This window comes from Variovorax sp. P4_D9 (genome assembly GCF_056401695.1).
The window spans coordinates 1-12,425 of the sequence record NZ_JBFUIU010000212.1 but is presented as its reverse complement, the minus strand read 5'-3'; the positions used below and the strand labels follow the sequence as shown (position 1 = coordinate 12,425).

Below are 12,425 nucleotides of genomic sequence, written 5' to 3'. Positions count from 1 at the left end.
GTCCTGCGCATAGCTCCAGCTCGTGAACGAACTGACGTAGCCGTTCATCCAAGCGACCGCCGCGGTCGTCGCACCCTTGTTCAGGTCGGCGGCGTACTTGAGTCCAATCTCGGTGTCCGCGCATTCGCCGACCACCTTGCCGGTGGCGCCGTCTCTGAACTGTGCCTCCAGCCCGGTCTGGCCCATGTAGGGGGTCGATCCCACAGGCCGGCCGGTCGCCGCGCCCGCGCCCATCTCGGCGACGAAGCCGTAGGGCACCGCCGTGCCGGCCAGGCTGGCCACGGTGTTGGTCGGGATCAGGGAGGTCAGCGCAAACTTCAGGCGCAACACGCCAGGGCCAGGCGCATCGACGACCTGGACGCCCGGCTGGAGGTTCTGGACCAGGGCCGCATGAAAGTAGTCGAGCAGCGCCTTCAAGTCCGTCGGATCCACTGGACGCTGCTCCGCACCGGGCTCGAGGTAGACCTGGATGCGCTCGATCATGACCATGTCGTAGCTGCCCCACCGGACGTCCGGTTGCAGCCAGCACAGGAAGCCTTCCCCGCCGGGCGTGGGCTTCAATCGTCCGGGCTCCGTGAGAACTCCGACTTTGCTGACTTTGGCTTCGGCGTTGTTGGACGCCACGATCCCGGTGCTGCTCGAGCCGGGTGTGGAGCAGCTGGCAAGGAATGCGCCAGAAGCCATCGCGACGATGGCGAGATAAGGACGAGCTCGACTTCCCACTTGGACCCCTCTTTGATTTGGGGGCGAGCATAGGGGCAAACAGGCGCGCGCGCGCCTGCCCTAAAGGGCAGTAGACGCGCCCCTGGAAAGCGCACACAGTGCACGGACCAGCAAAAAAATGGGCGCGCCGATCTCCATCTCCAATTCGATGTCGTCGATGACGACGCGAGCGTCCGTCGCTCGCTCGGGAGACTGGCCGCTCCGTCTCGCGAGACCTGTCTTCGATTTTTCTCGCCAAGCCAGATCAACTCAGTTTGTTTCCCGTACCGGAATTCCTATCCATGAAAGTGCGTCTTTTCTCGCGGTTCGCCGCATTCGCAATGGCTCYCGTGCTCACCGCTTGCGCCGCACCGGCCTCGCAACAGGCATCGATAACGATCCGCCAGGGCAAGATCGAGCAGTTCAAGCCGACTGAGATCCCGACCTCCCACCATACCGGCGTGGGTGCAGTGCTCGGCGGACTGGCCGGCGTGGGGATCGGCAGCCTGATCGGCGGTGGCACCGGCCGCGATGTGGCCATGGTGGTGGGCGCGATCGGCGGCAGCGTGGCGGGCAGCCACATTGCGGACGCAAGCCGCTCGAAGGCCAGCAGATCTTCGTTCGCACCGACAGTGGCGTGCTTGTCGAGGTGACGCAGCCGGTGATGCCCGGCCTGCGAGTGGGTCAGCGGGTCTTCATCCAGGGCAATGGCGAGGCCGCTCGCGTCCTGCCCCAATGAGCTGAAGTGCCGGGCAAGTCCGCATACCCACCCAGTCCGAGGAGTCCGCATGTCCTTTCGCAGTCGTTCCGCAATCGTCATCGTTTATTGCCTCGTCGCCAGTGGCTGCGCCAACTATCAGCCTCTGCCGTCGATCATCGGGGGCTTCATGTCCCCGCTCGTGGCGCGAACCAGTTGCATCGACGCTGTGTCGCGCGAGTTCAAGGCGCCAAGGGAAAACGTGAAGCCAATCAGCGATTCGATGAGCATGGAGCAAGGGTTCTACGTCGTCACCCTCAGCATCGGTGCCGGGCAACCTGCAGTCAACTGCACGGTCAACGAGAACGGCGTCGTCTCCGACGTGATTCGCGCGCGCTGAAGCGCGTCCAGCGGAGCAAGCCTCCACCGGCGTACCTGTTTTTCGACAGTCCCCTTGGAATCGTGGTTCGACAAGACATGGAAGCCGGGTGAATTCGAGCGCGTGAACTGATCCATGTCCGTTCCGGTACGGCAGYACCTGGACACGTCGATGAGCGTCATGAATCCCGTCGTCGTCGCCGACAACGCCGTGGTCATACTGATCTTTGGCATCCTCTCAAATCACGTCACTCCACCCAGGCGAGAATTGGGCTTGGTCACCGAATGGAGTTTTCATGAGTTGGGTCACCATTGTTTGGGCCATGGTCGGGTCCGCGTGCCTCATGCTGGCCGCCGTGCATTTGCCAGTGTGGGTGAAGGATCGGGCAGCCTGGCCGAGTTTGTTCTTTTCGGCCTTGGCGGTGGCGACCGCTGCGGTTGCCTTCTGCGAACTCGCCATGATGAAAGCGCAGGCGCCAGAAGAGTTTGCGCTTGCGAATCGCGCGGGGCAGGTGGCGGTCTGGCTCGCCACCGTGTCGCTGGTCGGTTTCGTGCGCAGCTATCTCAAAAGCGGTCGCGCCTGGTTGGGGTGGACAGTCGTCGTACTGCGGACCTTCACGTTGCTGCCCAACGTCCTGAGCGGTCGGTCACTGAACTTCAAGGAGATCTCGGCGCTACGCGCCATTCCGTTCCTGGGCGAGAACGTGTCGATCGCCATCGGGACGCCCAATCCGTGGATGCTGGTCGGCCAGTTGGCGATGGGCCTGCTCGCGATTTTTGTCCTGGATGCCAGCCTCTCGACATGGCGTCGCGGCGACAGGGCCGCTGCGCTCACCATCGGCGGCACGGCCTGCTTCTTCGCCCTGGGTGGTGTGGGTCAGGCGGTGCTCGTGTTCTGGGGCATTGTCGAGGCGCCGATCACGGTCAGCCTGTTCTCATTGGGCATTGTCTTCGCGATGGCCTACGAACTGAGTCGCCATGTGCGTCACGCGGCGAGACTGCTCAACGAGTTGCGCGAAAGCGAGGAACGCATGACGCTCGCCACGCAGGCCGCGAACCTCGGCCTCTGGACGCGCGATATCGCGAGCGGCACGTTCTGGGCAAGCCCGAAGACCCGGCAACTGTTCGGCTTTTCGTCGGGCGAGCGAATCGAACTGGAGTCTTTGCTCTTGAAGGTGCATGTGGACGACCGGGACATGGTTCGCCTGGCATTCTCCGAGGCGGCGCGAGGGGACAGGGCCGGCCGCTACCAGATGGAGTTTCGCGTCGGCGGTCCCGAAGGCGGCTCGCGGTGGCTCTCGGCGCAGGGGCAGTTCGAATTCGAGCGTCGGCGCGCTGTCCGTATCCGGGGCGTCTGCAGCGACATCACCCAAAGCAAGGCCGCCGAGCGCGAGAACCTGCGTCTGCGCGACGAGATCGCTCACGCAGGCCGCCTGTCCGTGATGGGTCAATTGGCGGCTGCGCTGGCCCATGAAATCAACCAGCCGCTCGGCGCGATCCTGCGCAATGCCGAAGCCGCCGGCCTCATGCTGCAATTCGATCGCCCGGACCTCGATGAACTTCGCGCGATCGTCGACGACATCCGCGCCGATGACCAGCGCGCGGGGGCCGTCATCGATCGCATGCGCGCGATGCTGCGGCGCCACGAGATCGAGGTCATGCCGCTGAACGTGCATGAGCTCGTGGAGAATGTCGCCTCATTGGTTCGTCCCGAAGCCGCTGCGCGGCAGATTCGCGTGGTGCTGCAAGTTGCGCACGATCTGCCCGCGGTCCTGGGCGATCGAATCCATCTGCAGCAGGTGCTGCTCAACCTGATCTCCAACGGCATGGACGCCATCGACGAGACCGCACACAAGGTGCGCAGCATCGTGGTCATCGCCATGCGCCGCGGGGACGAGACGGTCGAGATCGCTGTCAACGACAACGGCTTGGGGATTCCCAAGGAGGGGATTGAGCAGATCTTCGGGTCGTTCTTCACCACCAAGCCGACCGGGATGGGCATGGGCCTGTCGATCTCGCGCACCCTGGTCGAGGCACACGGCGGGCGGCTGTGGGCCGAGAACGTGGAAGGTGGCGGCGCCAGCCTGCGCTTTACGCTACCGGTCTCGCCGGCCGGTAGGCCAGCGATGGCGCCGCCTGCGCCGGGGCGATCTTCGGAGCAAGTGCGATACGCAGCATGAATCGCGCATTCGGATCGCTCGCGAAGCAAGTTCGGCGAAATGCCCCTTTCCGGGAGCGGACTCCAGACTGCTACTTCGACGCAACGATCGCCGGGGGCTTCCAGGTTCCTGCACCGGCCGGCAGGATCGAAGGCGGCGATTCCTTGGGCCAGTACAGGCGCATCACCAGGTAGACGGTGTCGTTCGGCGCAGGCAGCCAGTTGGATTCGAGCGCCTTGCCTGGCGAGTCCTTCTGGATGTAGAGCGTGAGCGAGCCGTCGGCGTTCTTCTTCATCGCCGACACCATCGGCGAGTTGACGAGATAGCGGTTGAGCGGATTCTTGATCAGAAGCTGGCTCTTGCCGTCGTACATCGTCACCGACCAGAAGGCGTTGACAGGCGGAAGCTGCCCGGCGGGGAAGGTGATCGTGTAGTGGTGCTTGCTGGCGTCGATGGTCTCGCCGTTCGCCGTCACGCGGGTGAAGGGATACGTCGCTTCAGCGGGGTCGTTGCCGTAGATGCCGGACTTTGCAGCGGCAGCGCGCATCAGCCAGTCGCCCTTGAAGAAAGCACGATCGCCAAAGAACGAACCGACGCTCCAGCCATTGATGTTCTTCACCCCGCTGGCCGCGAACTTGTCGACCTTTTCGTCGCCTTCCTTCATGGCCAGCAGAACGGCGGCCTTGTGTTCGAGCGAAAGCTCCTTGAACTCGAAGGTCTTGCCCGGCCCGATGCCGATGCGGGCGAGCCTGGCCCGTACGTCCTTGTCTTCCGGGGTGGGCGGCACGTACTGAAGCGCGGCGTCCAGGTATTCGAAGTAGTTCTGTTTGATCCCGGCCGTCGTGGCCGGTACGAATGTGACGGCCGGGGCAGCGGGCGGCGCGGGTCGCTTCAGAAACGCGGAGAGCGGCTGCGCCTTGTAGCTCGCCTGCACCTTCTCGACGTTCGAGATGTCCTTCGGGTTGAAGAGCTGGGTGCGGATGAGGGAGAGCGAGAACGGGGTCGTCGAGGTGAAGACCTTCTTGATGCCCGGGGGCGTCTCACCCTTCCAGTCCGGGCCGACCACCATGTAGTCTCCTGGCGCGCTGCCAGTAGCGCGGGTGCCGATGTAGCCGTAGTTGTACGTGTTGCCGTCGATAAGCTGCACGGCGTAGTAGCGCCGCTTTTCCACTGCGGGAACCGAAATCACCATCGGCTCTGCGCGCAGGTCCATCCAGACGAAGGAATAGGGCGTGTCGCTGTTGGGCGTGACGATCGCTGTATCCTGGTAAGTGGCGACGTGGTGCTGGTTGTTGAGCTTGTTGAAGGGCGCCTTGAACTGGCTGGACTTSGWGTCCACSGCGAACTCRTWCATCACWGCRTAGTTCATCACGAGCGGAAGACCGTAGACGAACCCCTCTTCGGCGATCGCCTTGGTCTCCGCAATGCTGGGCGCTGCCACGCCTCTCGCAGCGTCGTGGCTGATCGGATCGACCTTGCTGGCGCAGCCAACCGTCAGGCTGACTGCCCCGGCGAGCATCATCCATTTCACCAGTTCCGCTTTCATGTTTGATCTTCTTCCTTACAGATAGTGGTCCGTGCACTGTTGCGACGGCCCGCGCGATGATGACACCGGCCCCAATGGGTTGGCAACTGCCCTAAAGGGCAGTGTCGATGCACCTTAGCCTGAGGTACTACGTGCGTTCAGGCCTTGCGCGCCGATGGCGAAGACCATTGAGATGGGGGCACGACTTTCTCCGCTCTCGGATCGCCGACGTAGTGGGGGGACATGATCTGGACGCCGGCTTCGTTGAACACATCGAGCGCGTTGGCGTGCAACATGTGCAGCACTTCCGCCCGCGTGCGAGGTCTTTCCGGAACGGCTTGGCAGACGAGGCGGTATTCAATATAGAAATCCGACAGCGCGGTCTGGAACACCTTGGGCTTCGGCATGTCCAGGATGCCCTCCGTGCGTCCGGCGGCTTCGATCAGCATGGCCTCGACCTGCCGCCACGGGGTGTCGTAGCCGATGGTCAAGACGGTGTCAAGAATGAAGCCCTGGCCCAGCGCGGCGCGCGAATAGTTCTTGGTGACAGATCCCATGATGAGGGAATTGGGGAGGCTGATTTCCTCGCCCAGGCCCGTCCGGATCTTGGTCGTGAAGGTGCTCAGTTCAGTGACGGTGCCTTCCTGATCCTGGATGCGGACATAGTCCCCGATTCGAATCGTGCGCGAATACATCAGGATCAGGCCGCTCGCACCTTGCCCGACGAGGCTGGAGCCGCCGAGGGTCAGCATCAGGCCCACCAGCACGGTGATCCCTTTGAAAGCCTCGCTTTGTGATCCCGGCAGGTAGGGGTAGGCCATCGCGATCGCGAACAACCAGACCGACACACTGAAGATTCGCCGGGACGGGGCGGCCGAATCGCGATCGAGCCAGCCGATGGCGCCCGAGCCACGCTCGACGCGGTCGAAGATCGGCCGGACTGCGCCGATCACACCGCGCGCAAGCAGCAAGATGACCGCGGCGATCGCCAGATCGGGCAGCGCCCCCAGCACGCCGTTGCCGATATGCCGGAAGACGCCGAACAGGAAATCACCCAGTTCTTCTCCCCAAGGGCGGGTGTAGGAAAATCGRGTCAGCACGAAGACCAGCCATTCGTAGACCAGGAGGACGGCCGCCGACCAGGCAACAACGTTCACCAGGCTTCGCGCAATGGCACGCATGCGCGAGCTGTGGACCAGCGGCGCACCCGCGAGCWGCATGCCGGCGGCCTTGGATTCAAACAGATCGGCGGTGCGCACGAATATGTCGCGCGCCGAACGCGCCAGCCGATCCAGATGGCCAGCACCGCGATCAGCGTCGCCAGTGCGCTTTCGGCTGCGCCGCGCAGCAGCATGCTGCGATCCCGCGACTCTCTGGTTGCATCGATGGCACCTCGCAGCGCCTGCTGCGTCGATTCCGTGGTCGCCTCAAGCGTCTGCGCGCCGGTGGTGTCGACGTCCCCAGGCGTGAGAATCAGCGCGAACTCGCCATCGATCGATACGATGTTTCCTTGGGGCACCTTTTCGACGCTGACCACGCCGGCACCTCCCTTGTCGAGCATTTCGGCGATGGCGCGTTCGAAACGCCTGGCGCGGTCCGCCGGTGTCACGCCAAGGAACGAATCGCGCAGCACGGCCACCTTGCGATTCAGTACTGTGACCTCGGCTGCGTCCGGCGAGGCGGGCGCAGGCGACGCAGTGGGGAGGCCGGCTTGTGCGGCGGCCATCAGCATGACCAGAACGAGGGCCTGCAATGATCGCCATCCCAAGGAGAAGTTCATGGCGCTGCGCTCCGCAATGCGCTTAATCGTTCAGTCATTCATCAGTAGGGCGCCGACACGACGGTGTAGTACACGCCGTTGGCGCCGTAGTACGGCCGGAACCACGTGCTGCCGACCTGGTAGTAGGTGATGCCGGCCTGACTCACGATTACCGCGTCGCGCGGCACAGTCGCGTAGTTCACGCCCATTGAATAGATCGGGCGCGCAGCACTGGCGACCGCGGCGCCGGCGGCCAGGCCGACGACCGCACCCGCAGCGACCGCGCCGGCGCAGTTGTAGCAGCCCGCGTGGTAGTACGGCACCGCCATCGGTGCGTGGTAGGGCGCATAGCCTGCGTAGCCGTAGGCCGGCGGGCGGTAGGTGCTGAAGCCTCCGGCGGTCGTGTGCACGGCGCCGTAACCCGGCACACCGGCAGAGTGCCCGCCGTAGATGTTCGTGTGGCTGACCGCACCGTCCCAACTCCGTGAGGTGGAGCCGCCCCATTGATTGACGTGCGTGGCGCCGCCGAAGCCACCGAAGGAATGGCCGCCGAAGCGGTTGGCGCTGGCCCAGGCGGCCGCCGTCTGGTGGAAGCTCGCCGCCATGAGCGCTGCCAGCACGAGCGGAAAGACCTTGGTGTTTGTCATGGTGCGTTCTTCCTGTTCTTGGGTTTGGCAGCCTTGGCGGTTTCGGGCGGCTTCGGAGCCGCGAAGGCGATCTTCTTCGCATTCGCCGCGTTCAGCGCCGCGAAGGCCTCCGCCGCGTTCACGGGGTCGAGCTTCCAGTTCGACAGCTCCACCTGGTGGCGCAGCTGCAACGGGTCGCCGCGGAACACCGCGCGCATCTTGCGCGGCAGCTTGTCGTCGGCGCCGATCCAGATCTGCATGAACATCTGGTCGCTGGCGATGGCCACCATCTCGGTGGACGTGCCGCCGACGGTCTTCGACGGGCCGATGTAGAACGCCTTGACGAGGCCGTCGGTGAGCGCCTTGAAAGGGTCGCTGCCGACGACGTCGGCAAAGGGGAAGTAGATCGCGGCGTGGTCGAAGGCCTGCTTGAGCATGGCATCGATGGTGGGCGGCGCCGGCGCCACGGCGACCAGGTTCTCGGCCGGCGCGAAGGCTGTGATGGTCTTGCCGTCGTAGAAGAACTCCGAGGCGGGCCCGTCCCCGAGAGTGACCACGCGCAGCCTGTCGGGGCGCTGCAGCAACACCTCGGAGGTGGTTCCGTAGGCCAGCGCGGGGCCGACGCTGCTCGGGCTCTCGTAGGTGGCGACGACCGTGAACGACATCGAATGGGGGGTCGTCAGAGCCCCGCCCATCGCGCGCAGCAGGTCAATCGCCTTGACTTCGAGTTCAGGCTGGGTCGACTTGGCGGCCAACCTGACGGGCTTGGCGGGTGCCGGCTGCTGTGCCATTGCATCCGCCATCAGCGACAGGCTCAGCCCAACCAGCAATGTGCAGGCGCGGCGTTGGAATTTGATCATTGCGGATTTCCTCTATCGACGTTGACGGGCTGCAGGGCTGGTTCGCGGACACAGGATCTGCTCGTGGCTGGATGCAACGTGCGGCTCGTTTCGGTGCTCAGGATAGTGACAAAGGCCTCCGGGCACACCTTCCCTTTCGGGCAGTAGGCGGTCACCCGCTCAGGTTCAGCCTCGGCGCGGAGGAGCGCGAAATCGGTCGATGCGACATGGAGTTGACCATCGTGGGGATCGTAGAAGCGTCGATGGTAAATTCTCGGATCAGGGTGGCCAGGAAGCGATATCGCGGGCGCAGTAAGCTTGAACGCTGGAGCCAGGTGTGCCGCTCGGCATCAAGCAGCGTCGATTTTCCCGAATCCGGGGCAAGCACTTCAATCAACGGGCAGGCCAGGCTGATGTACTTGAAGGAGGACCGTGAAGCAGAAGAAGTCAGACGAATGTTGTCGAGCCGGGTTCCTCGCTGTCGGCCGACGACATGCCGCCGCGCGGGCCGGCGATCGCGTGCACCTTCAGCAGGCGCGGCGCGACCGCGTTGCCAATGGCATGGGTTCGATTGACGAAGCAGGCAGGCAGGCTGAGGATCGCGATGGCAGCGGTACCGGCCTTCGATTCGCGCTGTCAGTCGAGATGGAACTCGCCGCAGCATGAACGTGATCGAACCCATCGTTCACATCGTGGATGACGACGAGTCGTTTCTCGCCGCCACGTCTCGATTGCTGGTCGTCAGCGGTTTCAATGTGCAGACCTTCTTGTCCGCAAGCGAATTTCTTGCGCAGTGCGACAACGATGCGCGCGGCTGCGTGGTGACGGATTTGCAGATGCCCGGATTGAACGGGCTCGATCTGCAATCGGCGCTCGCGCTGACGCGCAACCCGCTGCCGCTCGTCTTTTTGACCGGACACGGCGACATTGCTTCGACCGTGCGCGCAATGCGGGGCGGCGCGGAGGACTTTCTGGAAAAACGAGCCCCCAAGGAGGAACTGGTCGACGCCGTACGGCGCGCCCTGGCGCGGGACGGGCGTGAGCGCGAGGCGAGGGCTCGCCAACGTGAGCTGGAGCAGCGCTTCGGCGGCCTGTCGGTGCGAGAGCTCGAGGTACTCTCCCATGTCCTGCGGGGGCGGCTCAACAAGCAGATTGCAGGCGATTTGGAAATTAACGAGCGCACTGTAAAAATGCATAGGATGGCGTTCATGACGAAACTGGGCGTACGGTCCGTCGCGGCGCTCTCGAGGCTGTCGCAGGAGGCTGGTTTATCGACGGCAGTCATGCAAAGCTTCCCTAAAGGGCAGTAGACAGCGGGTTCGTGGGGGCCCAAAGTGCACGTCGACCTCCAATGAGCACCACCACTCCTTTCTATGTCGCGGTCGTCGATGACGACGAGAGCCTTTGCCGATCGCTTGGCAGATTGCTGCGTGCGTCGGGCATGCAGCCGATCACTTACGGGTCGGCAGAAGAGTTTCTCGCAGACACGAAAAAGCCCCGGTTTGATTGCCTGGTGTTCGATGTCCAGCTCGGGGAGATGTCGGGCATTGAACTGGCTCGGCACATCGTCGCCGAAGGCGGCCACGCGCCTTTCATTTTCATCACCGCGCACGACGACCGGGAAACGCGCGCCGCCGCCCAAGCCGTCGGCTGTGTGGGCTACTTTCTCAAGAAAGATGCCGGGGTCGATGTGCTCGAGGCGATCCGCCGAGCGGCTGGCTGAGCACGAACCTCTGCCATCGACGTTGCGCGCCTATCTGACGGCGGAACCCTAGAAGCTCACTGCCAGTCCGACCGAAAATCCCGACACCTTTTGACCGAACATGTGGCGCAGCATCAGCCGCGTGCGGGTGACGAAAAGATCGTGTGCACTCGAGTCGAGCTCGAGTCCGACCCCGACCGAGTTCAAGGAAGAGAATCCGAGCACCCCGGCCTGGTCCCCGAGATAGCGGGTGTACGCGTACTCCAGCACATAGCGCACCGGGCGCTCCAGGGCCGTGAATCCCGTCGGAGCCCGATAGCGGCTCCATAGGCTGGCCGTGACGGCGTCGGCATGGCCCTGCACGGCCAGTGAACTGCTGCTGAGACTTTGAAGCCGGATGTTGGTGTAGCGCAGTTCGACGTCAATTTCGTTCTCGGGCCGATAGCGCTCGTAGTCCAGCATCAACGAGGCGCCGAGGCCGTAGGCGTCGAGACGGCCCCTGTCAAGGAAATCGAGTTCGGGCCCGGAACTTCGCCCGATAAGGACTCTTGCAATCGCYAGGTCGCTTGCGACGCGCCCGAGCGCGAGATTGACGATCGGCCTGAACTTGAGATCGGGCATCACAGGGAAATCCCATCCCATGCCGCCGGTCAGGGCGCCGTTGTTCCACTTCACCGGGATTGCACGCTCCTGGCGACCGTTGCTCGCATAGAACGTGGGGTCGTAGCGGCTCGCGGCAATGCCGCCTTCGAGATAGAGCGGCACCGACGGGCTGACGGTGAATCCGCCGGCGACCTGCGACATCGCTATCGTCGGATTGCCGGTCTGCGGGCTGGAAATCGACAGCGAACTCGAAACGAGGTCAGGCACGACGGCATAGCTCATCAGGGCGAGCACACTGTTGACGCGCTGTTGAAGCTTGGCCGAAGTCACGATGAAGTCGGCCGGCTGTTGGGCCTGCGCGCAAGGGACGAAGAATTCGACGCAAAGCACAAAGGCGGCCAACCGGATGAGCCTCATGCAGGGATGTCTGAAAGGAGAAGGAAGAAAGGCCGGCATCGGCGACCCGCCTCGGACGCCCCGGTCCTGCTGATCGGAGGCCATCTTCCTTGACGTTCTGCGCTTCAATCAGCGTAACAAAAAGGGTGCCAGCCCGCACCTTCCCCTTCGGGCAGTAGACGGCGAACGCCCTGTAAGCCCATAGTGTCGACGGGACTTGAGCGCTTGAGATTGAGGGAGCGACGGGCCACGCAGGAATGCGCAATGAGTCAACGAAGAGCCTTGTGCCTGGCCGGCCCTTGCGAAATCGACCAAACGGTAGCGGGCAGCGGGCATCAGCCACGCARCAGCAACAGGCCGGGTTACCCGCTTGCGCGGCTGCCTCGAAGGCCGTGGCTAAACCGTCAAGTGAAGCTCGAAGCGCACCACACGGGCCCCTATGAAACCCAGTCACCTTCTCCAGCACCGAACACATGGATTCTCGTCTTCGTTTTCGCGGCATGACTGCCGCACTCTTACTCGCCATGGGCGTGCTGGCGCCGACGCTGTCTGCTGCACAGCAGTCGCGGGCCGACCCCGCTGCCGACAACTGGCAGTTCAGCCTCTCGGTGTACGGCTATCTGCCAAGCCTGAGCGGCTCGACGAGCGCGCCGGCGGGCACGGGTGGCGCGTCCATCAACGTCAGCGCCGACAAGATCATCGACAAGCTGAAGTTCACGTTCATGGGTTCGTTGGACGCGCACAACGGGCGCTGGGGCTTCTTCACCGATCTCATCTATCTCGATCTCGGCGGCAGCAAGTACCGCAGCCGCTACTTCACGATCGGGGACGTCGGGCTCCCGGCGGGCACCACGGCAGATCTCGGCTTGAACCTCGAGGGTTCGATCTGGACAACGGCGGGCGAGTACCGCGTGGTGTCCGATCCGGCGTTGACGCTGGACCTGCTCGCCGGCGCGCGCATGTTCCGCCTGCGGCAAACCTTGAGCTGGAACATCGCCGGCGACCTCGGGCCGGTCGCGACCGCCGCGCGTTTGGGCAG

15 protein-coding genes are annotated in these 12,425 nt (G+C 63.8%); 7 read left to right on the top strand and 8 right to left on the bottom strand.

Translation table 11 applies throughout. The annotated features are described in order from the left end of the window. Positions 1 to 561: DUF3313 domain-containing protein (locus AC1DY5_RS22415; protein WP_478114893.1), on the bottom strand; the 561-nt coding region annotated here is incomplete at its 3' end. Positions 562 to 1,004: 443 nt separating this feature from the next. Here AC1DY5_RS22415 and AC1DY5_RS22410 point away from each other — a divergent pair. The 3 genes from AC1DY5_RS22410 to AC1DY5_RS22400 all read left to right on the top strand — a co-directional run bounded on the left by AC1DY5_RS22410 (position 1,005) and on the right by AC1DY5_RS22400 (position 3,957). Continuing rightward, positions 1,005 to 1,355, top strand: coding sequence for a glycine zipper 2TM domain-containing protein (locus tag AC1DY5_RS22410; RefSeq protein ID WP_478114891.1), 351 nt, complete (start codon positions 1,005 to 1,007; stop codon positions 1,353 to 1,355). A 135-nt stretch (positions 1,356 to 1,490) separates the two neighbouring features. Further along, positions 1,491 to 1,799 carry a hypothetical protein gene (locus AC1DY5_RS22405; protein ID WP_478114890.1) on the top strand — a complete coding sequence of 103 codons (309 nt, stop codon included), beginning with the start codon at positions 1,491 to 1,493 and terminating at the stop codon, positions 1,797 to 1,799. Between the two features lie 436 nt (positions 1,800 to 2,235). Then, on the top strand, positions 2,236 to 3,957 hold the full coding sequence (locus AC1DY5_RS22400; protein ID WP_478114888.1) for a sensor histidine kinase: 1,722 nt from the start codon (positions 2,236 to 2,238) through the stop codon (positions 3,955 to 3,957). Between the two features lie 70 nt (positions 3,958 to 4,027). Here AC1DY5_RS22400 and AC1DY5_RS22395 read toward each other — a convergent pair whose 3' ends face one another. The 6 genes from AC1DY5_RS22395 to AC1DY5_RS22370 form a co-directional block, all read right to left on the bottom strand. Beyond that, positions 4,028 to 5,482 (bottom strand): DUF1254 domain-containing protein, encoded by a 1,455-nt coding sequence (locus tag AC1DY5_RS22395; RefSeq protein WP_478114887.1) that lies wholly within the window; start codon positions 5,480 to 5,482, stop codon positions 4,028 to 4,030. 137 nt (positions 5,483 to 5,619) lie between these two features. Next, the gene (locus AC1DY5_RS22390; protein WP_478114885.1) at positions 5,620 to 6,720 is read right to left on the bottom strand and encodes a mechanosensitive ion channel family protein; all 1,101 of its coding nucleotides are present in this window, start codon (positions 6,718 to 6,720) and stop codon (positions 5,620 to 5,622) included. Beyond that, on the bottom strand, positions 6,615 to 7,241 hold the full coding sequence (locus tag AC1DY5_RS22385; RefSeq protein WP_478114883.1) for a hypothetical protein: 627 nt from the start codon (positions 7,239 to 7,241) through the stop codon (positions 6,615 to 6,617). Before AC1DY5_RS22385 ends, AC1DY5_RS22390 begins: the two co-directional genes overlap by 106 nt. Positions 7,242 to 7,282: 41 nt before the next feature. Then, positions 7,283 to 7,867 (bottom strand): hypothetical protein, encoded by a 585-nt coding sequence (locus tag AC1DY5_RS22380; protein WP_478114882.1) that lies wholly within the window; start codon positions 7,865 to 7,867, stop codon positions 7,283 to 7,285. Next, positions 7,864 to 8,706, bottom strand: a complete 843-nt coding sequence (locus AC1DY5_RS22375; RefSeq protein WP_478114881.1) for a DUF2092 domain-containing protein — start codon at positions 8,704 to 8,706, stop codon at positions 7,864 to 7,866. The genes AC1DY5_RS22380 and AC1DY5_RS22375 overlap by 4 nt, the downstream gene beginning before the upstream one ends. 151 nt (positions 8,707 to 8,857) lie before the next feature. Next, positions 8,858 to 9,082, bottom strand: a complete 225-nt coding sequence (locus AC1DY5_RS22370; protein WP_478114879.1) for a hypothetical protein — start codon at positions 9,080 to 9,082, stop codon at positions 8,858 to 8,860. A gap of 35 nt (positions 9,083 to 9,117) precedes the next feature. Here AC1DY5_RS22370 and AC1DY5_RS22365 point away from each other — a divergent pair, with 35 nt between their 5' ends. The 3 genes from AC1DY5_RS22365 to AC1DY5_RS22355 are packed head-to-tail and all read left to right on the top strand — an operon-like array spanning position 9,118 to position 10,408. Continuing rightward, positions 9,118 to 9,351, top strand: a complete 234-nt coding sequence (locus AC1DY5_RS22365; protein ID WP_478114877.1) for a hypothetical protein — start codon at positions 9,118 to 9,120, stop codon at positions 9,349 to 9,351. Then, complete coding sequence (locus AC1DY5_RS22360; protein WP_478114875.1) at positions 9,348 to 9,995, top strand: response regulator transcription factor; 648 nt, start codon at positions 9,348 to 9,350, stop codon at positions 9,993 to 9,995. The genes AC1DY5_RS22365 and AC1DY5_RS22360 overlap by 4 nt, the downstream gene beginning before the upstream one ends. A 41-nt stretch (positions 9,996 to 10,036) precedes the next feature. Further along, positions 10,037 to 10,408, top strand: a complete 372-nt coding sequence (locus AC1DY5_RS22355) for a response regulator transcription factor (protein WP_478114874.1) — start codon at positions 10,037 to 10,039, stop codon at positions 10,406 to 10,408. 48 nt (positions 10,409 to 10,456) lie between these two features. Here AC1DY5_RS22355 and AC1DY5_RS22350 read toward each other — a convergent pair whose 3' ends face one another. Then, positions 10,457 to 11,407, bottom strand: a complete 951-nt coding sequence (locus tag AC1DY5_RS22350) for a hypothetical protein (protein WP_478114872.1) — start codon at positions 11,405 to 11,407, stop codon at positions 10,457 to 10,459. Positions 11,408 to 11,910: 503 nt separating this feature from the next. On the opposite strand from AC1DY5_RS22350, the gene AC1DY5_RS22345 reads away from it, so the two are divergent. Then, a partial coding sequence (locus AC1DY5_RS22345) for a hypothetical protein (RefSeq protein ID WP_478114870.1) occupies positions 11,911 to 12,425 on the top strand: 515 nt, incomplete at its 3' end.